A 25,885-nucleotide genomic window follows, 5' to 3' on the forward strand; every position below is an offset into this window, starting at 1 on the left:
TTACTTATTGACCTTCTTCCACGTGTCCTTGAGCGAGACCGTGCGGTTGAAGACGAGGTGATCGGGACGGCTGTCGGGGTCGAGGCAGAAGTAGCCTACGCGCTGGAACTGGTAGTACTCCCCGAGCTTAGCCTCAGCGAGGAAGGGCTCGATACGTGCGCCCTGGACGACGGTCAGGGACGCGGGGTTGAGCAGCTCGGCTAGCTCCTTATCCTTGACCTCACTGGGGTTCTCGTCCGTGAAGAGTCGGTCGTAGAGGCGTACCTCGGCCTCTACGCTGTCGGCAGCAGAGACCCAGTGGATGGTGCCCTTGACCTTGCGGCCCGCTTCGGGGCGGCCGCTGAGCGTCTCGGGGTCGTAGGTGGCGTAGACCTCGGTGATGTTACCCGCCGCGTCCTTAGCACAGCCCGTGCAGCGGACGATGTAGGCACTCTTGAGGCGCACCTCCTGCCCAGGGGTCATGCGGAAGTACTTCTTCGGCGCATCCTCCATGAAGTCCTCGCGCTCGATGTAGAGCTCGCGGGCGAAGCGGATGCTGTGGCTGTCGCTCTCGGGATCCTCGGGGTTGTTGAGGAAGGGCATATCCTCGGTCTGCCCCTCGGGGTAATTGGTGATGATGAGCTTGACGGGGTCGAGGACGGCCGAGCCACGTAGGGCGTGCCTATTCAGATCCTCGCGTACGGCGTGCTCCAGCAGCGCCATGTCGATCATACCGTCGTACTTGGTGTAGCCGATCTTATCGACGAAGCTGCGGATGGACTCGGGCGTATAGCCGCGGCGACGTAGGCCGCAGATGGTCGGCATACGGGGATCGTCCCAGCCTGCCACGAGGCCGTCCTTGACGAGCTGCAGCAGCTTGCGCTTGCTCATCATGGTGTAGGTGAGGTTCAGGCGGTTGAACTCGTACTGGTGTGGAGCGTAGTCGTCGGGCTGACCCTCTACCTGCTTCAGCAGCTCGATGAAGTAGTCATAGAGCGGACGGTGTACCTCGAACTCCAGCGTACAGATCGAGTGCGTCACGCCCTCGAAGTAGTCGCTCTGCCCGTGGGCAAAGTCGTACATCGGGTACACATTCCACTGGGTGCCCGTACGGTGGTGGGGCACCTTGATGATGCGGTAGATGATGGGGTCGCGGAAGTGCATGTTGGGCGAGGCCATATCGATCTTGGCGCGCAGGATCATCGCCCCCTCGGGGAACTCCCCAGCGTTCATGCGGCGGAAGAGGTCGAGGCTCTCCTCAGCGGGACGGTCGCGGTAGGGGCTAGCGACCCCTGGGGTCGTAGGCGTACCCTTCTGCTGGGCGATCTCCTCGGCCGTCTGCTCGTCGACGTAGGCGTGGCCTGCCAGGATCAGCTCCTCGGCGAAGCGATACAGGCGCTCGAAGTAGTCCGAGGCGTAGTACTCAGCGCCCCAGTGGAAGCCCAGCCACTCGATGTCCTCGCGGATAGCGTCGACGTACTCCACATCCTCCTTGGTGGGGTTGGTGTCGTCGAAGCGGAGGTTGCACACGCCGCCATAGCGCTGGGCGATGCCGAAGTCCATGCAGATGGCCTTGGCGTGGCCGATGTGCAGGTAGCCGTTGGGCTCGGGTGGGAAGCGGGTCTGCAGGCGTCCGCCGTTCTTGCCTGCCGCTAGGTCGCTAGCGACGATCTGCTCGATGAAGTTGAGGCTCTTCTTTGCTTCGCCCTCGCCAGAGAGGGGGGTGAGTTCTTCAGCCATGATGCTCGTTTGCGCTTATGATACTTGTCGTTGTTGAGTTCCTTGTGATCTGAGGCCTAGCTAGGAGGCCTCTATGAGGGACAAAAATAGCGCTTTTGAGGCAGATAGCGAGCCCGAGGGGCTCGGGCTGGGTGAGGGGGATAGGGGCGGGGCGACTTGGGTCGGGGCGGCGTACGGCTCTAGGGGGAGGGGGCGTGAGGGATATCCGTCAACTCCGTGAGGGGCGTCCATGCGGCGCGTGATGGATAGCAGTCAGCGCCGTGATGGATATCGGTCAGGCGGCTGGAGGATAGGGCTTAGGCGATCGGGTAGGGGGGAGGGCTTCGCTGTGGAACTCCTGGGCCTGCTCCGTCCCTGGGCTGTGCGTCGGGGCGCGTCGGGCGGTGGATGAGGCCCGCGGGGTACCTGCGTGCGCATCGCGGGCGGTAGCCCAGCCCTCTGCCTAAATTGTTGTACCTTTGCTTCTAAGGTAAGGTAAGACCACGCTATGACAGAGAACGAAGACCTAGAGCTCCGACGCCTAGAGGTAAATATAGGTCGTCTGGTGCAGCTCGTGAGCGCTCAGGATGAGCGCATTAGGCAGCTGCAGGAGCGTCTCAGTCTACAGGATAGCGAGCTACAGAGCCTACGCACCGCCCTCTCGGAGGAGCAGGCACAGCATGCCACCAGCATCCTGTCGCAGGCACTCGTCGAGGGCGCGGGGGAGCGTGCTGCCGCACGGCAGCTCCTGGATGGACTCATTCAGGAGGTCGAGCGCTGCATCCAGCAGCTCGAGCACGAGTGATCCCCCGGTTGGCTCTACAGACCTAGCGATACAGACCCCGCTCCCGCGGGGCTCTATATATAATGAGTGAGGACGGACGTGACTATAGCCTACAGCGCATCACCATCGCCATCGAGGGGCAGCGCCTCAGCCTGCGTGTACCACGCGAGCAAGAGCAGCGCTACCGCCTAGCTGGTGAGGAGCTGGTGCGTACCAGTCAGAGCTACCACGCCCGCTACCCCAATGTCTCCGAGGTGGGTCGACAGACCTATCTGGCGATGTCGGCCCTAGATGTGGCGACGCGCTACCGCGAGCTCCTCGAGGAGCGCGAGGCGCGTAGCCGTCACTTCGCGCCGCGCCTCAGCCAGCTCAACGAGACGCTGGAGGCGCTCCTCACTCAGGCTACTGCTACACTGCAGCCCTAGCAGGCTAGGCCCCTCGAGGCGCTTGGCCGCGGGCTCTGCTCCTACATGGCGCGCTTGTCCCCTCCTTACCTCCTTAGCATAGAGAAGACTAACAAATAAGTAAGGAATGGGAACATCTACCATCATTATCATCTGTCTGCTCCTGGTCATCCTAGCCGCGCTGGCCTGGATGCTCCTCGTCTACATCCCTCGCCAGCGCGAGCATGCCAAGGCCCAGGCCGCAGGCATCCTCTCCGAGGCCGAGCGTGAAGCCGAGGTGCTCAAGCAGAAGAAGCTCCTTGAGGTCAAGGAGAAGTTCCTCCAGCTCAAGGGCGAGCTGGAGCAGCAGGTGGCACAGCGTAACGAGAAGCTCAAGCAGATCGAGAACAAGCTCAAGGGTCGCGAGCAGTCGCTCAACCAGCGTCAGTCCGACCTGGAGAAGCGCAACAGCGAGATCGACGTCCTCAAGGAGAAGCTCGCCCTACAGAGTGAGGGCATCGAGCTCAAGAAGGAGGAGTACGAGGTCAAGAAGGTCGAGTACGAGCAGAAGAAGCAGGAGCTCGAGGAGCTCCGCCGCAGCGAGCAGCAGCGCCTCGAGCAGCTCGGCGGCCTCTCCGCAGGCGAGGCCCGTGAGCGCCTCATCGAGAGCCTGCGCGCCGAGGCCAAGGACCAGGCACAGGTCTACATCAATGAGATCGTCGAGGAGGCTAAGATGACGGCCAGCAAGGAGGCTAAGAAGATCGTCATCCAGTCCATCCAGCGCGTCGCTACCGAGACGGCGATCGAGAACTCCGTCACCGTCTTCCACATCGACAGCGACGAGATCAAGGGCCGCATCATCGGGCGCGAAGGGCGCAACATCCGTGCTCTGGAGGCCGCCACGGGTATAGAGATCATCGTCGACGATACGCCCGAGGCTATCGTCCTCTCTAGCTTCGACCCCGTACGCCGCGAGGTAGCGCGTCTGGCGCTGCACCAGCTCGTGCAGGACGGCCGTATCCACCCCGCCCGCATCGAGGAGGTCGTCTCCAAGGTGCGCAAGCAGATCGAGGAGGAGATCATCGAGACGGGGAAGCGTACCGTCATCGACCTCGGGATCCATGGCATGCACCCCGAGCTTATTCGCCTCATCGGTAAGATGAAGTACCGCTCCTCCTACGGGCAGAACCTCCTACAGCACTCCCGTGAAACGGCCAACCTCTGTGCCGTCATGGCCTCCGAGCTGGGACTCAACCCCAAGCACGCCAAGCGCGCTGGCCTCCTCCACGATATAGGTAAGGTGCCCGACGACGAGCCCGAGCTGCCACACGCCCTCCTCGGGATGAAGCTCTGTGAGAAGTACAAGGAGAAGCTCAACATCTGCAATGCCGTCGGCGCCCACCACGACGAGGTCGAGATGGAGAGCCTTATCGCTCCCATCGTACAGGTCTGTGACGCCATCAGCGGCGCCCGTCCCGGTGCTCGCCGTGAGATCGTAGAGGCCTACATCAAGCGTCTCAATGACCTCGAGACCCTTGCCGCCTCTTACCCCGGCGTCGTCAAGACCTACGCCATCCAGGCAGGGCGCGAGCTGCGCGTCATCGTCGGGGCAGAGAACACCGATGATAGCACCATCGCGACACTCTCCGAGGAGATCGCTCGCCGCATCCAGGACGAGATGACCTACCCCGGTCAGGTCAAGATCACCGTCATCCGCGAGACCCGCAGCGTCAGCTACGCCAAGTAGCCCCGACCCGCAAGGGAGCACGCTGCTCACCTCATCCGATCGCGGAGAAACAATCCCCGCGAGGCCTCTGTTAGCATGCTAGGAGAGGACAAAGCCTCTAACGAGACATTACATGCAAGATAACGATCAGATCATAGACGAGGTCACCAGTGGTGACTACAAATACGGCTTTACGACCGAGATCGAGACCGAGACGATAGGCAAGGGCCTTAGCGAAGAGACTGTGCGCCTTATCTCGGCCAAGAAGGGCGAGCCGGAGTGGCTGCTGGAGTTCCGCCTCCAGGCCTACCGCCACTGGCTGACACTGGAGCAGCCCGACTGGGCGCTCCTTCAGATCCCACCCATCGACTATCAGGACATCATCTACTACGCAGCACCGAAGAAGAAGGAGGGGCCCAAGAGCCTCGACGAGGTAGACCCCGAGCTACTCCGTACCTTCGAGAAGCTGGGTATTCCCCTCGAGGAGCAGAAGGTGCTCTCGGGGGTGGCGGTGGATGCCGTCATGGACTCCGTGTCGGTCAAGACGACCTTCCGTGAGACACTGGCCGAGAAGGGGATCATCTTCTGCTCCTTCAGCGAGGCAGTACGGGAGTACCCCGAGCTGGTGCGCCAGTATCTCGGCGTCGTCGTCCCCTATACAGATAATTACTTCGCAGCGCTTAATAGCGCCGTCTTTAGCGATGGCTCCTTCGTCTACATCCCTAAGGGCACGCGCTGCCCGATGGAGCTCTCGACCTACTTCCGCATCAACGCGATGAATACGGGGCAGTTCGAGCGTACGCTCATCGTCGCCGACGAGGGCGCCTACGTCAGCTACCTCGAGGGCTGCACCGCTCCGCAGCGCGACGAGAACCAGCTGCATGCCGCTATCGTCGAGATCATCGTCGAGCAGGACGCCGAGGTCAAGTACTCCACCGTGCAGAACTGGTACCCTGGCGACAAGGACGGCAAGGGCGGTGTCTATAACTTCGTGACCAAGCGAGGCCTCTGTCGTGGGGCGCGTGCCAAGCTCTCCTGGACGCAGGTAGAGACGGGCTCGGCCATCACGTGGAAGTACCCCAGCTGCGTCCTCGAGGGCGACGAATCCGTGGCCGAGTTCTACTCCGTGGCGGTGACCAACCACCACCAGCAGGCTGACACGGGGACGAAGATGATTCACCTCGGGAAGAATACCCGCAGCCGCATTGTCTCCAAGGGCATCAGCGCAGGCCGCAGCCAGAATAGCTACCGTGGCCTCGTCTACGCGGGACCTGGGGCAGAGAACGCCCGCAACCACTCGCAGTGCGACAGCCTCCTGCTGAGCGACCGCTGCGGCGCCCACACCTTCCCCTACGTACACGTAGATAATGACAGCGCCATCGTCGAGCATGAGGCTACGACGAGCAAGATCAGCGAGGACCAGATCTTCTACTGCCAGCAGCGTGGCATCGGCGTCGAGGAGGCTGTCGGGCTTATCGTCGGCGGCTATGCCAAGGAGGTGATGAACCAGCTCCCCATGGAGTTCGCCGTCGAGGCGCAGAAGCTCCTCTCCATTTCCCTCGAGGGCTCGGTCGGCTAGGCCTCCCCTTATCCCTCACCCACATCATACATCAACGATAGAATATGCTTAAGATAGAGAACCTCCATGCTAGCATAGGAGATAAGGAAATACTCAAGGGGATCAGCCTCACCGTCAATAAGGGCGAGATCCACGCCATCATGGGACCCAACGGCTCGGGCAAGAGTACGCTCTCCTCCGTCCTCGTCGGGAACCCCAACTATGAGGTCACGGGCGGTAGCGTCACCTTCGAGGGCGAAGACCTGCTGGAGCTCGAGCCTGAGGAGCGCGCCCATCAGGGGCTCTTCATGAGCTTCCAGTACCCCGTCGAGATACCTGGGGTCAGCATGGTCAACTTCATGCGTGCCGCCCTCAACGAGCGTCGCAAGGCGCAGGGCCTCGACCCTATCCCCGCCCCCGAGTTCCTCAAGCTGATGAAGCAGAAGCGTGAGCTCGTCGAGCTGGATAGCAAGCTCGCCAGCCGCTCCGTCAATGAGGGCTTCTCCGGCGGAGAGAAGAAGCGCAACGAGATCTTCCAGATGGCGATGCTCGAGCCCAAGCTCGCCATCCTCGACGAGACGGACAGTGGCCTCGACATCGACGCGCTGCGCATCGTAGCCAAGGGCGTCAATGAGCTGCGCAGCCCAGAGAACGCCACCATCGTCATCACCCACTATCAGCGTCTGCTGGACTATATCAAGCCCGACTTCGTCCACGTCCTCTACAAGGGACGCATCGTGCGTAGTGGTGGCCCTGAGCTCGCCCTCGAGCTGGAGCGCCGTGGCTACGATTGGATCAAGGATGAGGTAGACGCCCAGGAGGCCTAAGACAGGAGCGATGGAAGCAATCACCAAGCAGTACCTCGACCTCTACGGGCAGTACAGTCAGCAGCTCCGAGGTCGCTCCCCGCTGGTAGAGCACTACCGCGAGGAGGCCTTCGATGCCTTCGCCCGTCTCGGTCTACCGCGCTTCAAGAGCGAGGACTACCAGCGCACCGACCTCCCCACGCTGCTCAGCGGCGCCCAGTGGCAGCTCGCTACCGAGGCTCTGCCGCTTGCCTGGGAGGCTACGGAGCTCCCCGAGGGTGCCTTCGTCGGCACGCTGGCGGACTTCTACCAGCAGCAGCCCGAGATCGCCCAGGAGCACTACGCTCGCCTTGCACCTCTCGCGACGGATGGGCTTGTGGCGCTCAATAGTCTCCTCGCCGCGGAGGCCTTCGTCCTCTACCTGCCTAAGGGCGCCAAGCTCCGTGCGCCGCTCTCGGTGCGTAGCCTAGGCCGCGCCCTCTCTGGACAGCTCTCCGCCGAGCGCCTACTCGTCATCCTAGAGGATGCCACGGAGGCTGCGCTCGTCCTCGATGAGCCCGCCGCTGAGGTGACGAACCTCGTCCTGCGCACCCTCGAGATCTATGTCGGCCGCACGGCGCACTTCACCCTCATCGATCGTGAGGAGAGTGCTGCAGGGCAGCTGCGCATCAGTTCGCTCTACGTCCGTCAGCTGGGGGCCAGCCACGTCGACCTCTCCGCCGTGACGCTCGCCCGGGGCGTGACGCGCAATAACTACTACATCTCGCTGGCGGAGGAAGAAGCCGACCTCAAGGTCTCGGGCTTCGCGCTGAGCAAGGATAAGGGGCACGCGGACAACTTCTCCTACATCGAGCACGCCGTGCCACACTGTACGAGCGACGAGCTCTTCAAGTACATCCTCCTCGGCGATAGCCGCGGTGTCTTCACGGGCCGCATCCTCGTGGCGCAGGACGCGCAGAAGACGCAGGCCTATCAGAACAACCGCAACCTGCTACTCTCACCTACGGCGCGCATGCAGTCCAAGCCGCAGCTGGAGATCTATGCCGACGATGTCAAGTGCTCGCACGGCATGACGACGGGCCAGCTGAGCCCCGAGGCGCTCTTCTATATGCAGCAGCGCGGGATCCCGCGTGAGGAGGCTAAGCTGATGTTGAGCCACGCCTTCGCCGAAGACGTCCTAGAGCGCATACCGCTGGACGAGGAGGCTGAGGCTATCCGCGAGCATATTGCGGAGCAGCTTCGCTAGCCTTTCCTAACTCATCTACCAAGCAGCCCGATTCCTCCCCGAGGAGTCGGGCTGCTTGCTTTTGTCCCTTACCCAAGCTCCCTCTGCCTCGCCTCACGCCCTAGCCACCCTTACTCCCCCGTCCAGCCTCCTCGCCGTGTCGCGCACCGTCGCGATAAAGACGCCCTCCTCGAGGGATATCCCTCACGGCGCTGAGGGACGTCCGTCAGCCCCGTGAGGGACGTCCGTCGGGCAGCTGAGGGATATCAGTGCGGGGAGGTGGGCTAGGGCAGTGGGCTCCATGCTAGCTTGGGCGGGAGGGCTTGAGAGAGGCTTCGTAAGGCTTAGGAGACTTGCCTCGCGGCTGAGGGTAGACTTACTTTGCGCCTGAGGGTAGGCTTGCCTCGCGGTGGGGTGGGGGTGGCTTCGACTGCCACTTTGGCGGGTCAAGCAGCGCCTTGAGTAGGGCGCGAGGGGTGCGAGGAGAGGCGGCCTAAGGGAGGGGCGGAGCCTGCCTCTCGAGGGCGCTGGGAGCCTGCGGTGCGGTGGCTTGGGCATGATTTAGTATCTTTGCGCATTATTGAATTCACAAAAGCTCTTAATACATAGACTAGATGCGACTACATAGAGAGGGACGAGGTCCCTTGGTGGGCTTCGCCATCATGCTACTAGGGGTCAATGCCCTTATCTACCTCTTCCTCGGGGCGTTCACGGTGATCCCCGTGCTTTTCTCGCTGGCCTTCTACGCGGCGGTGGTCAATTTCTTCAGATACACCGAGCGCAAGCATACGGACGGCGATCGCGAGGTCGTGTGCCCTGCCGATGGGCGTGTCGTGGTCATCGAGGAGACGGACGAAGTGCAGATCCTCGGGCGCCGCTGCCTGCAGGTATCGGTCTTCATGAACGTCTTTGACATGCATGTCAACTGGATCCCCTGCAATGGTGTGGTAGAGCACGTCTCGCACACCCCAGGGCGCTTCCTCTCGGCGCACCTGCCCAAGAGCAGCACCGACAATGAGCGCTCGGCAGTCGTCATCCGCACCGCTGGCGGTGACCAGGTGCTGGTACGTCAGGTCGCTGGCGCCATCGCACGCCGTATCGTGACCTATTCGGAGGTCGGGCAGCAGGTGGCGATCAATGAGAACCTCGGCTTCATCAAGTTCGGCTCCCGCGTAGACCTCTACCTGCCTCTGGGTACCGAGGTACACGTACGTGTAGGGGACCGCGTCAAGGGGAACATTACCGACATCGCCACCCTTCCCCGCTAAGCCCGCCTCCTCATGCAGCTCAAGAAACATATCCCTAACGCCATCACCTGCTGCAACCTCCTCTCGGGGGCGGCGGCACTGGTGCTGACGCTACGCTACGATGAGCCCCAGTGGGCCGCGTGCTGTGTCGTCCTGGCAGCAGTCTTCGACTTCTTCGACGGGCTCGTGGCTCGCGCCCTCGGGGTGTCCTCGCCGATAGGTAAGGATCTGGATTCGCTGGCGGACGTGATTAGCTTCGGCCTCGCCCCCAGCGTACTCGTCTGGTCGGCGCTGGAGGCTGTGGCTCCAGGCAATCCCTACAGCTATGGGGTCTTCATCCTCGCTCCCTTTGCAGCACTGCGCCTGGCGAAGTTCAATAACGACACGCGTCAGACGACCTCCTTCCGTGGGCTGCCCGTACCGTCCAACGCTCTCTTCTGGCTCGGGATGAGCCCAGCAGTGGCAGGGATGGCAGCCTTGCTGGGCGTGGAGCTCACGATCGCGCTGTATCTGCTCCTGAGCCTTGCGCTCTCCTTCCTGATGGTGAGCGAGCTGCCGATGTTCTCCTTCAAGCTCAAGCCCGCGCCGCTACGTAGCCTCTGGCCGCAGCTGACGCTCATCGTCGTCAGCCTTGCTGCGATCCTTGCCCTCGGCTGGCTCGGCTGTAGTGTCGCCATCGCTTGCTACCTGCTCCTCTCGCTCTTCGCCCCTCACGAAGGCTAGGCGGGAGTCGCCGCTCGATCCCTGTACTGCTATCTTGGCACGCTCTTTGCAAGGCAAGGAGGTATGTCGAACAAGTTAAAGAAGTATTAGACCTATGACATTCTTCCTGATCCTCCTGGTGATCTGCCTGATATATCTCTTCCGTGCTCCCCTGCAGGCCTGGCTGGCGATGCAGCTGGTACGTCGCGTGCAGCGCCGTATGGAGGAGACTATGGGTGCGCAGCAGCGGCCTCAGGGCGGACAGCGCAGCTATCGCAGGGAGGAGGGCTTCGCCGAAGGAGCCCAAGAGTCTCAGGATGAGCGCGGGAGTCGCTCGCAGAAGGAGCAGCTGGACGCCATCGAGGCACGCAAGTTCGCCCGCAGCTCCAGCGATGAGTATGTAGACTTCGAGGAGCTGCCCTAGGCTAAGGACAGCCTCAGCTAAGGCTCGGATAAGGGCTAAGCATCAGCGCCCACAGTCGCCGCTAGGACGGAGACTGTGGGCGCTGCCTCTTTGTCGCGGGATGGACTAGGGGCGTGGAGCGCTGTCCGTGATGGGGCTGCGGGACGTGTGATCTGGCTGGGGAATGTACTATTTTCCGTATCTTTGCGTATATAAATCAAGGATATAGACGGCTCCTTGGGCGCTGGCGACAGAGCCTGAGGCGGGCTTTAACGCGTAGGCCTATAGCCCTCTAGCTCATCGATCGACGAATGAAATCAAGACGAATACTGTACATCTCCCAGGAGATCGCCCCCTATCTAGACGAGTCTGACATCTCGCTGACCGCACGACACCTAGCGCAGGAAATCCAAGAACAAGGCAATGAGATCCGCGTCTTCATGCCGCGCTTCGGTCTGATCAATGAGCGCCGCAATCAGCTCCACGAGGTGATACGCCTCTCGGGGCTCAACATGATCCTCAACAACAACGACCATCCCCTCATCATCAAGGTAGCCTCGCTGCCCGCTGCCAAGCTGCAGGTCTACTTCATCGACAACGATGACTTCTTCAAGCGCAAGAGCCTCTATGGCCCTGACCCCAAAGGGGTGAATGACAACGATGAGCGCTCCGTCTTCTTCGTACGTGGCGCCCTCGAGACGGTCAAGAAGCTCAAGTGGATCCCCGATGTCATCCATTGCCACGGTACCTTCGTAGCCCTGGGGATGCTCTACCTCAAGAAGTACTACCACGATGATCCCTGCCTGAAGAAGGCCAAGCTCGTCTTCAGCCTCTACGATGAGGCGGAGCCCGTGGAAATGACGGATCGCCTCTTCGAGACGCTGAAGTTCGACAAGTTCAAGCCCTCCGCCCTCACGCCCCTCGGCGGCAAGACGGACTACGAGGCGCTGAGCCGCCTGGCGATCCACTACGCACATGGCGTCGTACAGGGCAGCGAGCAGATCAAGCCCGAGCTCCTCTCCTACATTCAGGAGACGGGCGTCCCCTTCCTGCCCTATCAGGGTGTCAAGGGTGGGGGAGCCGCCTACGAGGAGTTCTATAACCAACTCTAAAGCAAAAGACAAAGATGAAGCAGCTCAAGTCGCTCCGCTGGGGGCTCGGTGCCCTCGTGGCCCTGCCCCTCCTGGCGTCCTGCTCCGATAGCCTCTCCGACATCGGGGAGAGCGTACAGCCTGGTCAGGATAAGGTCACGGGGCAGATCACCTACGTGCAGTTTGCTGCCTCCACCGTGGCCTCGCCCGAGGTCAATAGTACCTCTCAGGAGGCGCTCCTAGGCGAACTCGTAGACGCACAGTATGGTACCGTGCGCGGTGAGTACATCACCCAGGTGCGTACGGCTGCGGGATTCAAGATCGACTCGCTACCCGCTGGGGGCGGCATCGACTCGGTGAGCCTGCGCCTCTTCTACCAGCAGCGTGCCGGTAACGCCCTTGCCCCGATCAATATCGAGGTCTACGAGGTCGCTAAGGGCTTCACGGGCAGCAGCGTCTCGGTCAAGGACCTAGAGAACTACCGCAAGACGGCTCAGCTGCTTACCTCCAAGACCATAGTCCCAGGGCGTGATGCCATCAAGCTCAAGGACGGGACGGACTCGGCCTTCTACATCAACATCCCGCTACGCAATGCCTCGGGCGTCTACTCCGACCTCGGGCAGCGTATCCTCGACCTCTCGCGCTCCAATCCCGAGTACTTCCTCACGCAGGAGAGCTTCGGGAAGAACGTCCTCGGAGGCCTCCTGGTGACGCCTGCTACGGGGAGTGGCTACCTGCTGGAGATCGCTCAGACCGAGCTCATCCTGCACTACCACCATCCTGCACGCCTCAAGCCCGACAGCATCGTCAAGGCCCAGCAGCCTATGGTCAGCACGCTGCTGACGCCGCGCCTCAATGGCATATCTGCCACCGACCTCAGTGCCCTCACCGCTCCGAGTAGCGACCATACCTATATTAAGGGTCCTGCTGGGGTGACCACCGAGCTGACGCTCTCGGCTGCTGACCTACAGCGTCTGGCGCGCAAGGCTCCAGCACCTGCCTCGGGGATGACGGCTCGCGACTTCTTCGGCCGCGTGTGGATGCTGGCCGACGCTCCGCTGTCGCTGCGCGTGGACAATCCCGCTCAGCTGACGCTCAACCCCTCGGCCTTCATGGTGCTACTGGAGTCAGACTCGGTGCGTAGCTTCTTCGGCTCTGCTACGCCCTCCGTGCGCGCGGGCTACTCCTACATCTCGGATCGCTACCAGGTGGAGCGCCCCGTGTACAACTTCCGCAACGTCGCCCAGCTGATCATGCGGCACCTGGCGGCACATGCCAAGTACACCACGGACGGCTGGACGGTCACCGAGCCGCTCAAGGTGCAGATCTACCCCGTGAGCTACAATACGAGTCAGGGCGTGACGCTGACGCTGCAGCCCAATCTCTTCCCCAACTTCGTACGCCTCTCCAAGAAGCCCGAGACGCTGCGCGTCGGCTTCGTCTCCTCGCTCATCCAGCAGCAGTAGACCTTTAGTCAGGCAGGCAATAGACCCCGATGCACGAGCGCATCAGGTCTATTGCCTGCCTCGCTTATAAGACCACCATACGCTAGCACTACTACCTATGCAGACCTCACACATCAAGCTCCGCCTGACGGCGATGAACTTCCTCCAGTTCGCCGTCTGGGGTGCCTACCTTACCTCCATGGGGCGCTACCTCGCCTCGGCTGGCTTCGCCGAGCATATCGGCTCTTTCTATGCCATGCAGGGGATCGTCTCGCTCTTCATGCCTGCCCTAATGGGGATCGTGGCCGACCGCTGGGTGCCCGCCCAGCGCCTGCTCGGGATCTGCCATCTGCTGGCAGGGGGCTTGATGTTCGTCCTTTACTTCTATACGCAGAGCGGCAGCACGCTGGACTACGGCACGCTCTTTGCCCTCTACACGCTGAGTGTCGCCTTCTACATGCCCACGCTAGCGCTGAGCAATTCGGTGGCCTATACCTCGCTGGAGCAGGCCGGGATGGATCTGGTGAAGAGCTTCCCGCCGATACGCGTCTTCGGGACGGTGGGCTTCATCTGTACGATGATCTCGGTGAGCCTGCTCGGGGTCGAGTCCACGAGTGGGCAGTTCGCCGTCTCTGCGATGCTCGGGCTGATTCAGGCGCTCTACTCGTGGACGCTGCCGCACTGCCCGACGGCTCCCAAGGGGGAGAGCAAGGGACTGGTGGAGGCGCTCGGGCTGCGTGCCTTCGTCCTCTTCCGCCAGCGCAAGATGGCGCTCTTCTTCGTCTTCTCTATGCTCCTGGGGGTAAGCCTGCAGATTACCAATGGCTTTGCGAACCCCTTCATCAATACCTTCGGCGAGATCCCTGCCTATGCGGAGACCTTCGGAGTCAAGTATGCCAACATCCTCATCTCCCTGAGCCAGCTCTCTGAGACGCTCTGCATCCTCCTTATCCCCTTTGCGCTGCGCCGCTTCGGGATCAAGAATGTGATGCTCATCGCGATGGTGGCCTGGGTACTGCGCTTCGGTCTCCTGGGTCTTGGGGACCCTGGCTCGGGCGTATGGCTCTTCCTGCTGAGCATGATCGTCTATGGGGTCGCCTTTGACTTCTTCAACGTCTCGGGCTCGCTCTTCGTGGATAAGGAGACCGACCCCTCGATCCGCTCCAGCGCGCAGGGTCTCTTCATGATCATGACCAATGGGATAGGTGCCACGCTGGGCTCCCTCGGGGCGCAGGCTGTCGTCAATCACTACGTCTATAGCGAGCACGATGCCCATGCGATGCTCGTGGGCTGGAGTGTCAGCTGGTATATCTTCGCAGCCTACGCGGCTGTGGTGGCGCTGCTCTTCGCCCTGCTCTTCCGCTACAAGGGGGATGTGGCTAAGGCTTAGGCCGCTCGTCTCCACGCCGCTCTCAAGACCTACGCAGCGATGAACATAGCCTTCGATGCTAAGCGCATCACCAACAACGCTACGGGCCTCGGCAACTACAGCCGCTTCGTCCTTGAGGCGCTCATGGAGTATCGACCGGAGAACCGCTATCTGCTCTACTCGCCCTCCATCGGGCGCCCCGAGCTCTATCGGGAGCTGCTCGAGCACCGCTCGGTACAGCTGCATACGCCGCACCGAGCACTGGCCTTCCTCGGCGGGAGCCTTTGGCGGAACTACTCCATCCCTCGTCTGGTGCGTGAGGCTAAGGTCGATCTCTTTCACGGGCTCTCCAATGAGCTGCCCCTCGGACTGTACCGCGCCCAGCGTGTCGGGACGGTGGTGACGATCCACGACCTGGCCTTCATCCGCTACCCGCAGTACTACAAGCCCATCGACCGCCTGCTCTACCGCCGCAAGTACGGGGCCTCGGCACGTGCCGCCGACCACGTGATCACGGTGAGCGAGCAGACGCGCTGCGACGTGATCGACATCTTCGGCGTGGAGGAGGAGCGTGTGACGACGGTCTACCAAGGCTGCTCCGAGCGCTTCGCCCAGATCCAGCCCGAGGAGGTCGCCGCTGCCCGTCAGGCACTTCGACTGCCGCAGCGCTATATGCTCTTCGTCGGGAGCATCGAGGAGCGGAAGAACCTCCTACTGGCTGTCGAGGCGCTGGCGCAGCTGCAGGACAAGGAGCTCCACCTGGTCGCCGTAGGCCGCCGCACGCCTTACGCCCAGCAGGTGCTGGATCGTGCGCGTCGCCTCGGGGTGACGTCGCGCCTACATCTGCTGCATCAGGTGGGGGCGACCTATCTCCCTGGGATCTATGGCGGGGCGGAGGTCTTCGTCTATCCCTCGCGCTTCGAGGGCTTCGGCATCCCGATCATCGAGGCGCTCAATGCGGGGATCCCCGTTATCGGAGCTACGGGCTCCTGCCTCGAGGAGGCTGGGGGGCCGACGAGTCTCTATACTGATCCCGACAATGCCGATATGCTCGCCTCGCTCATCGACCGCGTGCTGATCGATATCTCCCTGCGCCGCCTCATGATCGATGAGGGCCGCAGCTACGTAGAGCGCTTCACGCCCAAGCGTATCGCCCGTGACCTCTCCCAGGTCTACGAGCAGGTGATGCTGACCTACGAGTAGAGCTAGCCCAGACTGCGCTTTACGTTTTTCGCTTCTCCTAATGATAGAGTACTTCTTGATTAGTCCTTGATTATGATCTCGTCTTTACAAGCTCTGCGATTTATCTTCGCCCTTTTTATCTTCGCATCCCACTATCCTCTTCAGGATGGTCAGCCGGAAGCACTCATTGATGGGTCGGGGCCCATGGGTGTCTCCTTCTTCCTTGTCTTAAGTGGCTTCGTGATGTGTCTAGGGTATGCTGATAAGGTTAAGCTACCGACTTTTAGTTGGAGAGACTTTATGAAGAAGCGTATCATTCGCTTATGGCCGCTTCATATCCTTTGTCTTTTAGTCTGGATCGTCGCAGCAGGGGTTCATAGTACTTTCCGCCTTGCTCCTCTTCCCTTGCTAGGGAACTTCTTTATGCTGCAGAGTTGGATCCCGATGGTTGAGGCTAAGGGTAATTCTGTGGCTTGGTGCCTTTCGGACCTGGTCTTCTTCTATGCTCTTTTCCCCTATTTGATGCGCTTACGTGCTAAGCAGCTTATGGTAGGGGTGCTCGTATACTTTGGAGTGATTCTAGCGGTTGGGACTTCCCTCCCCATACATACTAGTTCAGGCTTTATCCTGCGCGACTGGTTCTTCTACTTTAATCCTCTGCCACGACTGATTGAGTTCTGCCTTGGGATTCTGGTGTATCATGCGTATTGCCAGGCTGAGACTTGGGGACATGTGGCCTGGTGGCAGCGTTTGTCTGCACGATCGAGAGCCTTTGTAGAACTCCTCCCCGTAGTGTTCTATGCTGTTGTACTCTTCCTAGTTAGATACACAGGTACTCCTGGTGTTAATGTCTATTCGTATTACCTGCCGAGCTGTGTTATGATTTATATCTATGCTCTTGCGTATAAGAGTGGAGCTCCAGGGTTGGTTTCCAATGGACTATCCCGTCCATGGCTGATTTATCTTGGGCAGGTTAGCTTCAGCTTCTACATGATACACTACCTCGTCATCCTGATCGTGAACCGAGTCTTCAGCTGGGTCTATCCAGATAACCACTGGGCACTACGCCTTGTGATTACCCTAGGCATTACGACTATAGGCAGTATTCTCGTCAATAAGTATTTCGAGCAGCCGATTGCACGACTCTTATCGCGTCGCTCTAAGAAGTAGAGGAGGCCTCTGATCCTCTCTAGTCCCTCCAGGGTAGTTCCTCCTCGGTATCCTGCCCTCGTCTTCTAATCGTCCCTTTCTACGTAGGAGATGGATTTATCGCACAATAATAAGCTTTATCTTTGTGGACGTTGGGAGGCAGACGGAGAGTCAAAGGAGGAAGGCTTAGGGCTCAAGAGCAAGATGAGCTTCCGTATGCCTCAGCTTTGATATAGTAGTATAATAACAACAGGTATGAGAATCGCTTATGTCATCCTGAATACGTGGTATGCAGGTGGACAGACGAGGGTCCTTACCAATAAGGTAAATTATTGGGCCAGCAAGGGACATGAGGTTTATATTGTTACCTCCGATCAGGATGGAAGGTCTTCCTTCTATCCGACGGATAGTCGAGTACACATTGAGGATCTAGGGATCAACTATTTTCAGCTAGATGCGTACTCACTGAGGCAAAAGCTAACTCTACTTCCTCGTCTATTCCTTCGGCATAGGGCGCGCATGCAGGCTCTCTTCGACAGGATACAGCCAGATATTGTCGTATCCATGTTTGGTAAGGACGTCTATGTGCTGCCCTTTGTGCGGACTAAAGCGGCTACCATACTAGAGGCTCACGGTGCTCGCTCAGCTTGGGTCTTTTCACGACCAGGTCTGAAAGGGGCCATCCAGAACTGGGTCGACGAGCATTTGATTAGACGGTTCGATCAATTCGTTGTGCTGACGAAGGAGGACCTTCCTAATTGGGATGTGCCCAATAGGGTATGCATTCCCAATGGCAACTCATTCTCTTCTCCAGAGGCGGCCGCTCTCGAAGCCAAGGTCGCCATTGCTTCAGGCCGCCATACCGTGGAGAAGAATTTTGAGAGCCTAGTCCGAGCCTGGGCTATCGTCCATGCAGCCCATCCAGACTGGCTTCTGAGGATATGCGGTCAGTTCTTGGATGGCCTTGATCCGATCATTAATGAATTAGGCCTGTCAGATTGCATTGAGCGTAAGGAATCCAACGACATGCAGCAGGAGTATATGGCTGCGTCTATATCCGTCGTGAGCTCGATCCATGAAGGCTTCTCGATGGCTCTCTCGGAGGCTAACTCTTGCGGGGTACCCAATGTCTCCTATGCCTGTCAGTGTGGCCCGCGTGACCTCATCATAGATGGGGAGACGGGCTTCCTTATTGAGGAGGTGGGCAATCATGAGCTTTTGGCCGCCGCGATCATTCGTCTGATCGAGGACGAGCCCCTTCGTAAGCAGATGGGGAAGAAAGCAAAGGAATACTCCCAACTCTTCTCTCAGGAGGCTGTGATGGCTCGCTGGGAGGAGCTCTTCACCCAGCTGATAGCTAAGAAGCGAAAGGGCTAGCTCGGTCCTCCCGTCAGAACGCCGTGCTCGTGCTGTGGCCAAGGACTGGGCCAGGTAGCTGAGCGTCCTGCACCGAAAGCTCTACGAGTAGGGCTGGCCATAAGGGAGCCAATAGCCGCGCGAGCCAGCGCGGCAGACATATAGCGGGATAGCAAGAGCGGCACGCTAGGACCGGGAGGTCCAGGCGTGCCGCTCTTGTTTGTGCCTGTGGGGAGGCTTTAATTAGGGTTTACTTGATGTACTCGGTGAGCTCCTGTGGAGTCGGGTCTACGGCGCGTACCACACCCTGTGCATCGACAAGGTAGGTATGCAGACCCTGCTGTAGCCCGAGTGAGCGAATGAGCTCACTGCGCTGGCCCTCGGGGGCACAGCTCTGGGCTAGGACATCCACTTGGTCTAAGGCGATCGTACGATGGTACACAGCGCTATCGGTGTCGAGCGAGAGCGCTCGGTAGCTGATCTGTGTACTTGGTCGGGCACTGAAGTACTGGTCCCAGACTACGTTCTCTGCACGGCTCTCGGCGTCATAGGCGGCCCAGAGGTGGAGGAGGGTGTAGTGCTGGCGGGGTGCTTCGGTGAGGGACCTACGTCCGCCCACGTCCAGAGACTTCATTTTCGGCAGCACATCACCCACGGTGAGTCCATCGGCGGAGGCACGGTGGGGCGTACTCGCTGCGCTCACCAGCAGGGTCAGGCAGCAGGCACATGCGCCGAAAAGAATTCCTTTCAACGTCATAAAAGAGTGTTTGGATTCAACATACCTACACCAGGATTCGGCATCGTCGGGCTCGCTCGCGCTGTGCCTCGAGGTCAGCCTAGGCTCGGCATAGGCTCCCGGCTTTCGGGGCTGTAGGTACGACCTTCGAGAGCCGCTTGCTCTACCTAGTCGGACGTACAAAGATACGCAATTCTCCCTACAGCGCCTTCCTAGGGCTGCGAAGTTCTAGCTAGGCCGCGGCTCGAGGCGGAACCAAAAAGCGGCTAAAGCGCTTACCTTTGTACACACATTCATCACGATACATCATGGAACAGATCCAAGTCACCAACCTCATCATAGGCTTCGGCAAGGCGGGTAAGACCCTTGCCGCAGACCTAGCTCGTGCGGGCGAGTCCGTGCTCCTCGTCGAGCGTGATGCCGCTATGTACGGCGGCACCTGCATCAATGTCGGCTGCATCCCCTCCAAGACGCTCCTGGTCGAGGGCGAGCTCAGTGCCCGCCTCGAGGATAAGGACGCAGCCTATCAGGCCGCGATAGCGCGCAAGACGAAGCTCGTCACCGCGCTACGTGCGGCCAACTACGACAAGCTCGTCAGCATCCCCGGCCTCCGTGTGCTCACGGCTGAGGCCTACTTCGTCGGGCCGCATCGCCTGCACCTCGAGGGGGCCGAAGGGCGCTACGAGGTCACCGCTGCACGCATCTTCATCAATACGGGCACGCGCAGCCGTCGCCTCGAGCTGCCTGGAGCTGCGGACGCGCGTATCTACGATAGCCGCGCGCTGCTCAGTCTCGCGGAGCGTCCCGAGCGGCTCGTCATCGTGGGCGCAGGCTATATCGCCCTCGAGTTCGCCTGCATGTACCAGGCCTTCGGCACGGCGGTGACCTTGCTCGAGCAGGGCGATCGCTTCCTCGCGCGTGAGGATAGAGACGTCGCCGAGGAGATGCAGCGCCTGCTGGAGGCTAAGGGGATTAAGATCGTGTTGGGAGCGGCCGTCGAGGGCTTCGAGTCGCGCCCCAAGGCCGTGACGACGCTGACGACGGCGGGACGCTTCGACAGTGAAGCCGTACTGCTGGCTGTGGGACGCGTGCCCAATACCGAGGCCCTCGACCTCGATCGCGCGGGTATACGTACCGATGAGCGTGGCTTCATCGTGACGGACGAGCAGCTCCGTGCTGGCGAGGACGTCTGGGCGATGGGCGACGTTGCGGGGAGCCCACAGTTCACCTACGTCTCGCTGGATGACTACCGCATCGTGCGCGATCAGCTCCTCGGGGCGGGGCAGCGCACGATACACAACCGCGGCGTCCTGCCGACCTGCGTCTTCACTACGCCACCGCTGGCGCAGATCGGGCTGACGGAGCAGGAGGCCGAGCGCCGCGGGATCAAGTACCGCCTGCACAAGCTCCCCGCCAGCGCCATCCCCAAGGCGAAGGTCCTCACCCAGACCGATGGCCTGCTGAAGGCACTGGTCGACCCCGAGACCGACCTCATCCTCGGGGCTACGCTCCTCTGTGCCGAGGCGCACGAGCTGGCCAACCTCATCAAGATGGCCATCGACAACGATATCCCCGCCAGCTACCTCCGCTCGCAGATCTTCACCCACCCGACGATCGCCGAGGGGCTCAACGATCTCTTCGCTTAGCCTCCCGAGCCACGGCCTCTCTTTGTTCTAAGGGGAGCGCCGAAGCCCTAATGCAGCTCGCCCCGCCGTGTACGCACGGTGGGGCGAGCTGCTTTTGGAGGCAGAGGACGCGTGCTGTGCCTAGGGTGGGGGAGGGCTAAGGCGAGGGGCGCCGCCCTCTGATCCTGCTGGGGCGAAGATGAGAGATAAGGGGGAGAGAGAAAAGTAATATAATAATAGCGGGAATATGATATAATAATCCACCGAAAGTAATATAATAATCCGCTGAAAGTAATATAAGAATTGCTGCAAACTTATATTACTTTTCTCGCTGCCCCTTATCCTTCGCCTCGCCGTCCCTTATCTCTCGCTACTCCTCCCCCTCGCTGGCGCTTCGTCGCTCCTTGCTCGAGGCTGCCCGCTTGGGATAAATTTTAGCCTGCTTGTCACGCCGCGGCAGTGCAGCGCTACGGGTACCCTAAGGCTTGCCCTGCTGGGACTGCTCTCCCCGTCTGAGTGAGGCATGAGGCATTGGGGCAAAGGGTGTATCTTTGCCTTGGTTACAAGGGATGTACCCACTTCAATAGCCCTACAAGATGAACGGAATGAAACGACGCAGCCTCGCTGCTCTGCTCCTCGTGGTCCTTGCCTTACCGCTGGTGGCGCGCAGCCTAGGCACGACGCGCCCGCTAGCTCAGATCCCCCTCACGCCATCGCGCGCGCAGCGCTACGTCTTCGAGCCGTGGACCGAGGAGGAGCGCGCCTTCTATCAGACCTTCCAGATCGCCTATGCCTTGAGGGGCTTAGCCCCCTTGGAGCGCTGGGAGCAGGAGCTCCTCTCGGCCGATTCGCTGCTCAAGGCGGCACAGACCGAGCTGGCAGACAGTATCTCCGTCCTTCGAGGCACCGTCCGAGCCTTCGAGGAGGAGCAGATGGCCGCGTCGGAGGAGGGGCCTTCCCCCGAGCTCAGTGCGGCTCTGACGCGTCTCGAGGGCTTGCTCGAGAGTCTGGGGCAGCTGCAGAGCCGTCTGTGGGACGAGGAGCGCGAGCTGCAGCGTCTGCTCTACGTCGACGATGCGGCCGTGGCGCGCAGGGACTCGATGCAGCGCTGGCGGGATATGATCGTCCGGGCGCTGATGCCCTACTACGGCAGCTGGCAGGACGCAGGGCGGAAGACCAAGTTCGAGATACGCTATGAGGCCAACCCCGACCGCATCGAGATGAAGAGCCAGTTCTGGCAGCGGAGCTTCGTCCTGACGAACCGTCCCGTACCGCCCACCTTGCGCTGGGGTGGGGTGACGGATGCCACGACGACGCGGATCGCGGAGCTCCAGCTGCAGGGGGACGAGTTGCGCGCCAGCCTCCTCTTCCCCAACGGCAAGGAGCTGCGTATGGATGAGGAGCTACTCGTCCTCAGGCGTGGCGCGAGCCCCGACCGCCTCAGGGCGCACTTCTGCGGGCAGGACTACGAACTGCAGCGCGTGGGGCCTTAGCCTCGCGGGCCTTAGGCTATCTATTCCCTACCTAGTGACTATGACCGAGTATATACTGACGGACAAGATCAGGAACGTGTGGGCCGTCAATCCCGCCACGGGTGACTATTCCTACGAGCAGGACGGCCGTGGCTATCTCTACCTCGATGGCGTACTCCTCGAGCAGGAGGAGGCGGCCCTCGATATCGTCTCCGTAGGCGACTATGTCTACGTATGGGATGCTGGCTGTGACACCCTAGCGGTCTATTCGGGGCATAGCCTCATCCAGGTCTTCGACAAGGTCTATATCCCAAAGAGAAGTGTAGGCCCGTATGCCGTGCATTATGTACGAGGTGAGGACTTCGTGGCGTATGAGAATCTCCTCTCGCTCTCCGATGGGCAGCCACTCTTAGCTTAAGGCGTACCCTATCGCTTGTATGCAAGGGAGGGGATGGCCTTCGGTCATGATCCCTATAGGCAGGTGATCTGTCCTCTGGATCACTCGGGGCAGCCGCTGTGGAGCTACCGCATCATGAGGCTGGGTGGAGCCTCCTATAGCCCCAATGCAAAGGATCAGCTCGAGAGCCTACTGGGGGTGGCTGCTGGGCTGCTGTGGATCTACACAGACTTTGGGCGACTGGTAGCCTTCGACCTTAGTACGGGGGAGCTGGTTCATCGGCTCTCGTCCAATCCCTACGACAGCACGAATCCCCGCTATAGGATGGTCGAGAGCTTGGAGGACTGCTTCTTCCGCGAGGAGGATAAGGCCATCGTGAGCATCAATAGCCTCGGGGTACGCATCTTCGACGCTGCTACGGCTGCGTGTCTCGAGAGCTACCGCTTCGCCGATGTAGATCCTGATGGGATCCCTGCCTTTAAGTACTTCGCCATCGCTCAGTTCCAAGGGGACTACTTTACCTTCAGGGCAGAGCGGGACGGAGCGAGCTATAGCTGGGGGTGGGCTGGGGTCTTTGACCTCAAGGCGCGCAGCCTGCTGTGGGCTGGCGAGGTCATCCCCAGCCAGGAGCGAGAGCGGACGGGGAATGGCCTAGTCGCGAGCCGTCCCCTATACTATGCGGGGGATAAGCTCTACCTGCTGGATGCCAAGCACACCCTGCACATCTACCAGCGTAGCTAGCCGCCGCGAGCACCCGCTGCAGCACGCCTTAGCCTAGGGCGCTAGCCGCTGCCCTAGGGGGACGGGCGAGCTGCTCGGGCGGCTTGATCCTCCGATGATTTCGGTCTTTTCCTTAACTTTGCGTCCGTATCTAGGGAGGGGATAGCCCCGCCTAGGTACGGACGCTGAAGGTTCTACCCCCCGCGAGCAGGATGCTGCGTGCGCTGGGGTGGATTAAAAGGGAAGCTGGTGCGATGCCAGCGCTATCCCCGTAGCCGTAAGGCCATCATGGTGCTACCTTAGGCCACTGCCCCGACACAGAGGGTGGGAAGGCGTAGCACTTCGGGCCAAGCCGGAAGACCTGCCTCCAGCGCCATCAGCTTGCCAGAGCCGCGGCTGTCAGCACGCCCTGCTGCGCCCTCCGCTTCCTCTGGTAGACAGCTCTCGGGTAGAAGAGCAGGAGCTAGGTACATATATTACCATGAGGGTGATGACGCGTCTCGGGCCAGCAGCCCAGCGCACTCCCTACCCCGATCTCTATGCCTCCGACCCGAGACCAATGCTAATTCGGCTCGTAATCAAGACATAGTATGAAGCTCAATGTCCCCCTTTCTCTAGGAGCGCTTGCCCTAGTCCTTAGCCTCTCCGCCTGCGGTGGAGGCCAGCAGCGCAGTCAGCAGTCTGGCGTCGCCCTCGGCGGTGACTCCATAGACTTCGCCTTCCCCGTCACCGTCGAGCATGCCCATGGCTTCACCGTGACCAATCACCCTGAGTATAAGGAGCTGGTGATGTACCAGCCCGGCACGCGCGATACCGCGGCCTACTACATCCTCTACCCACGCGGTAAGGAGCAGCCGCAGGTGGCGAGTCGTCTAGCGACCTACCTCGCCGTACCCGCACGCACCCTCGCCGTCAGCTCTTCGCCTCACGTCGGGGCGGTGGCGGTGCTGGGGCTGCAGGAGCAGCTCGTCGCGATCTCCGACCCCGAGAAGGTCAACGACAGCATCACCCGCCAGCGCATTCAGGAGGGCAAGGTGCAGCGCATCGGCCGCGGCATGAGCAAGGACATCGAGGGCCTCATCGCCCTACGCCCCGAGATCTACCTGCAGGACCTCTACAGCGGTACGGAGAAGGATGAGGACCTCATCGCCTCGGGGATCAAGATCGTCTACTTCAACAACTGGAAGGAGCAGGACCTCCTCGGGCGCGCCGAGTGGCTCAAGGTCGTAGCCCTCTTCTACGGGCGCAATGCCGTGGCGGACTCGGCCTTCCGCGCCATGCAGACCAACTACCTCGCCGCTGCCGAGCTGGCCAAGGGTGCCCGTGAGGTGACGCCCGTCATGTACGGCCTCGACTACAAGGGGGTATGGTACGTGCCTGGCGAGCACTCCTACATCGTCAAGGCCTTCGCCGATGCGCGCGTCAGCTGCGACTTCATCCCAGGGCAGATCGACAGCCGCCCCAGCAGCTTCGAGTACGTCTTCGGGCGCAATAGACACAAGAAGATCTGGCTCTGCCTGATGACGGGCAAGCTGGAGAAGCTCTCCGACTTCCTCCGCCTCAACGAGCGCTACATCCACTTCGACGCTGCCCGTGAGGGTCAGGTGTGGGTCGACCGCAAGCAGCTCAACCGCGAGGGCGGCAATGACTTCTGGGAGAGCGGCCCCTATCACCCCGACCTTGTCCTCAAGGACTTCATCAAGATCGCTCACCCCGAGCTACTCCCCGGCTATGAGACGCGCTACTGGATGCTCCTCCGCTAGCTGGGCGGCGCTACGCCCGCAGCTACTCTTCCTGCTGCTGGTGCTGGGGATCGTCGTGGCCTTCTTCCTCGACATCATGTGGGGGGCGACCTCGCTCTCGGTGGGCGAGGTGTGGGATGCGCTCTGGACGGGCGATGACAGCGTGACGGGTACCTACGTGGTGCGGCACTTCCGCCTGCCCAAGGCCTTGACGGCGCTCTTCGCAGGGGCGGGCGTAGCGGTGGCTGGGCTGCAGATGCAAAGCCTCTTCCGCAATCCGCTGGCCGATACCTCCATCCTCGGGATCAATAGCGGGGCAGGTGTCGGGGTCGCCATCTACACGATGGCCTACGCCTTCTTCCCCACGGTGGCGCTCTTCAATTCGGGCGTCTCCTCCTGGGGGATCATCCTCGCGGCCTGTATCGGGGCGGCCGTCGTGCTGCTGCTGATCACGGGTGTGGCGAGCCGTGTGCGCAGCGTCGTCTCCGTCCTCATCGTGGGCGTGATGGTCGGCTTCCTCGCTAGCTCCATCATCTCCATCCTGCAGTACTTCAGTGACGAGGAGACGCTGAAGACCTACCTCTTGTGGTCCTTCGGGAGCGTCGCGGGGACGACTTGGCGCCAGCTGCATCTGCTGATGCCCGTGGTGGCGCTGGGCCTGGGCCTGGCGCTGCTGATGCCCAAGCCTATGAACGCCCTAGCCCTCGGCGAGGGCTATGCTCGCTCGGTGGGGACGAATGTACCCCGCGTGCGCTTTGCCCTCATCGCCATCACCAGCCTCTTGGCGGGGAGTATCACAGCCTTCACGGGGCCGATTGCCTTCCTTGGGATGGCGGTGCCGCACTTTGTCCGTACGCTCTTCCGCACCAGCGATCACCGCATCCTCCTGCCTGCGACGATGCTCTCGGGGGCGCTGCTGCTGCTCGTCTGCGACCTGCTGACGCAGCTGCCAGGGCGCGGCCTCACGCTGCCGATCAATGCCCTGACTTCGCTCATCGGTGCCCCTGTGGTGATCTTCGTCGTCCTGCGCAGCCAGCGCGGGAGCTTCTCGCTTTAGCCTCCTCTATAT

At 60.9% G+C, this 25,885-nt stretch carries 23 protein-coding genes and 1 riboswitch; of the genes, 21 read left to right on the plus strand and 2 right to left on the minus strand.

The window, feature by feature from the left end:
- Positions 1-1,719 carry a glutamine--tRNA ligase/YqeY domain fusion protein gene (locus J4862_RS00310; protein WP_211788763.1) on the minus strand — a complete coding sequence of 573 codons (1,719 nt, stop codon included), beginning with the start codon at positions 1,717-1,719 and terminating at the stop codon, positions 1-3.
- Positions 1,720-2,206: 487 nt separating this feature from the next.
- On the opposite strand from J4862_RS00310, the gene J4862_RS00315 reads away from it, so the two are divergent.
- From J4862_RS00315 to J4862_RS00385, 15 genes are all read left to right on the plus strand, one after another.
- A complete protein-coding gene (locus tag J4862_RS00315) occupies positions 2,207-2,503 on the plus strand; it encodes a hypothetical protein (protein WP_211788764.1) in 297 nt (98 codons plus the stop codon).
- A gap of 62 nt (positions 2,504-2,565) precedes the next feature.
- The gene (locus J4862_RS00320) at positions 2,566-2,907 is read left to right on the plus strand and encodes a cell division protein ZapA (protein WP_211788765.1); all 342 of its coding nucleotides are present in this window, start codon (positions 2,566-2,568) and stop codon (positions 2,905-2,907) included.
- A gap of 169 nt (positions 2,908-3,076) precedes the next feature.
- On the plus strand, positions 3,077-4,612 hold the full coding sequence (rny, locus tag J4862_RS00325; protein ID WP_371742413.1) for a ribonuclease Y: 1,536 nt from the start codon (positions 3,077-3,079) through the stop codon (positions 4,610-4,612).
- 112 nt (positions 4,613-4,724) lie between these two features.
- On the plus strand, positions 4,725-6,170 hold the full coding sequence (gene sufB, locus J4862_RS00330) for a Fe-S cluster assembly protein SufB (RefSeq protein ID WP_211788766.1): 1,446 nt from the start codon (positions 4,725-4,727) through the stop codon (positions 6,168-6,170).
- Positions 6,171-6,214: 44 nt separating this feature from the next.
- Positions 6,215-6,976: a Fe-S cluster assembly ATPase SufC gene (sufC, locus tag J4862_RS00335; RefSeq protein ID WP_211788767.1), complete on the plus strand. Its 762-nt coding sequence runs from the start codon at positions 6,215-6,217 to the stop codon at positions 6,974-6,976.
- A 10-nt stretch (positions 6,977-6,986) separates the two neighbouring features.
- The gene (locus J4862_RS00340) at positions 6,987-8,201 is read left to right on the plus strand and encodes a SufD family Fe-S cluster assembly protein (RefSeq protein WP_211788768.1); all 1,215 of its coding nucleotides are present in this window, start codon (positions 6,987-6,989) and stop codon (positions 8,199-8,201) included.
- Between the two features lie 593 nt (positions 8,202-8,794).
- Positions 8,795-9,448 carry a phosphatidylserine decarboxylase family protein gene (locus J4862_RS00345; protein ID WP_211788769.1) on the plus strand — a complete coding sequence of 218 codons (654 nt, stop codon included), beginning with the start codon at positions 8,795-8,797 and terminating at the stop codon, positions 9,446-9,448.
- Positions 9,449-9,460: 12 nt separating this feature from the next.
- Entirely contained in the window at positions 9,461-10,150 is a 690-nt protein-coding gene (locus tag J4862_RS00350) for a phosphatidylcholine/phosphatidylserine synthase (protein ID WP_211788770.1), read from the plus strand.
- Between the two features lie 94 nt (positions 10,151-10,244).
- Positions 10,245-10,553, plus strand: coding sequence for a DUF4834 family protein (locus tag J4862_RS00355; RefSeq protein WP_211788771.1), 309 nt, complete (start codon positions 10,245-10,247; stop codon positions 10,551-10,553).
- A gap of 290 nt (positions 10,554-10,843) precedes the next feature.
- Positions 10,844-11,644, plus strand: a complete 801-nt coding sequence (locus J4862_RS00360; protein WP_211788772.1) for a glycogen/starch synthase — start codon at positions 10,844-10,846, stop codon at positions 11,642-11,644.
- 14 nt (positions 11,645-11,658) lie between these two features.
- A complete protein-coding gene (locus J4862_RS00365; RefSeq protein WP_211788773.1) occupies positions 11,659-13,089 on the plus strand; it encodes a DUF4270 family protein in 1,431 nt (476 codons plus the stop codon).
- Between the two features lie 97 nt (positions 13,090-13,186).
- Positions 13,187-14,458 carry an MFS transporter gene (locus J4862_RS00370; RefSeq protein WP_211788774.1) on the plus strand — a complete coding sequence of 424 codons (1,272 nt, stop codon included), beginning with the start codon at positions 13,187-13,189 and terminating at the stop codon, positions 14,456-14,458.
- A 39-nt stretch (positions 14,459-14,497) separates the two neighbouring features.
- On the plus strand, positions 14,498-15,640 hold the full coding sequence (locus J4862_RS00375) for a glycosyltransferase family 1 protein (protein WP_211788775.1): 1,143 nt from the start codon (positions 14,498-14,500) through the stop codon (positions 15,638-15,640).
- 72 nt (positions 15,641-15,712) lie between these two features.
- Positions 15,713-16,789, plus strand: coding sequence for an acyltransferase (locus J4862_RS00380; RefSeq protein WP_211788776.1), 1,077 nt, complete (start codon positions 15,713-15,715; stop codon positions 16,787-16,789).
- Between the two features lie 234 nt (positions 16,790-17,023).
- Complete coding sequence (locus J4862_RS00385) at positions 17,024-18,145, plus strand: glycosyltransferase family 4 protein (RefSeq protein WP_211788777.1); 1,122 nt, start codon at positions 17,024-17,026, stop codon at positions 18,143-18,145.
- Between the two features lie 229 nt (positions 18,146-18,374).
- On the opposite strand, the gene J4862_RS00390 is transcribed toward J4862_RS00385, so the two are convergent.
- On the minus strand, positions 18,375-18,881 hold the full coding sequence (locus J4862_RS00390; protein ID WP_211788778.1) for a hypothetical protein: 507 nt from the start codon (positions 18,879-18,881) through the stop codon (positions 18,375-18,377).
- A 287-nt stretch (positions 18,882-19,168) separates the two neighbouring features.
- Here J4862_RS00390 and J4862_RS00395 point away from each other — a divergent pair, with 287 nt between their 5' ends.
- The 6 genes from J4862_RS00395 (at position 19,169) to J4862_RS00420 (ending at position 25,873) form a co-directional block, all read left to right on the plus strand.
- Positions 19,169-20,506 carry an FAD-dependent oxidoreductase gene (locus J4862_RS00395; RefSeq protein WP_211788779.1) on the plus strand — a complete coding sequence of 446 codons (1,338 nt, stop codon included), beginning with the start codon at positions 19,169-19,171 and terminating at the stop codon, positions 20,504-20,506.
- A 575-nt stretch (positions 20,507-21,081) separates the two neighbouring features.
- The gene (locus J4862_RS00400) at positions 21,082-21,978 is read left to right on the plus strand and encodes a hypothetical protein (RefSeq protein WP_211788780.1); all 897 of its coding nucleotides are present in this window, start codon (positions 21,082-21,084) and stop codon (positions 21,976-21,978) included.
- 40 nt (positions 21,979-22,018) lie between these two features.
- A complete protein-coding gene (locus J4862_RS00405; protein ID WP_211788781.1) occupies positions 22,019-22,375 on the plus strand; it encodes a hypothetical protein in 357 nt (118 codons plus the stop codon).
- 15 nt (positions 22,376-22,390) lie between these two features.
- Entirely contained in the window at positions 22,391-23,095 is a 705-nt protein-coding gene (locus J4862_RS00410) for a PQQ-like beta-propeller repeat protein (RefSeq protein WP_211788782.1), read from the plus strand.
- Between the two features lie 151 nt (positions 23,096-23,246).
- Positions 23,247-23,458: riboswitch (cobalamin riboswitch) on the plus strand.
- 206 nt (positions 23,459-23,664) lie between these two features.
- Entirely contained in the window at positions 23,665-24,837 is a 1,173-nt protein-coding gene (locus J4862_RS00415; protein WP_211788783.1) for an ABC transporter substrate-binding protein, read from the plus strand.
- Positions 24,806-25,873, plus strand: a complete 1,068-nt coding sequence (locus J4862_RS00420) for an iron ABC transporter permease (RefSeq protein WP_211788784.1) — start codon at positions 24,806-24,808, stop codon at positions 25,871-25,873. The genes J4862_RS00415 and J4862_RS00420 overlap by 32 nt, the downstream gene beginning before the upstream one ends.
- The last annotated feature ends 12 nt before the right edge of the window (positions 25,874-25,885 follow it).

Origin of the sequence: Porphyromonas sp. oral taxon 275, from assembly GCF_018127745.1 — a bacterium.
GTDB lineage: Bacteria > Bacteroidota > Bacteroidia > Bacteroidales > Porphyromonadaceae > Porphyromonas.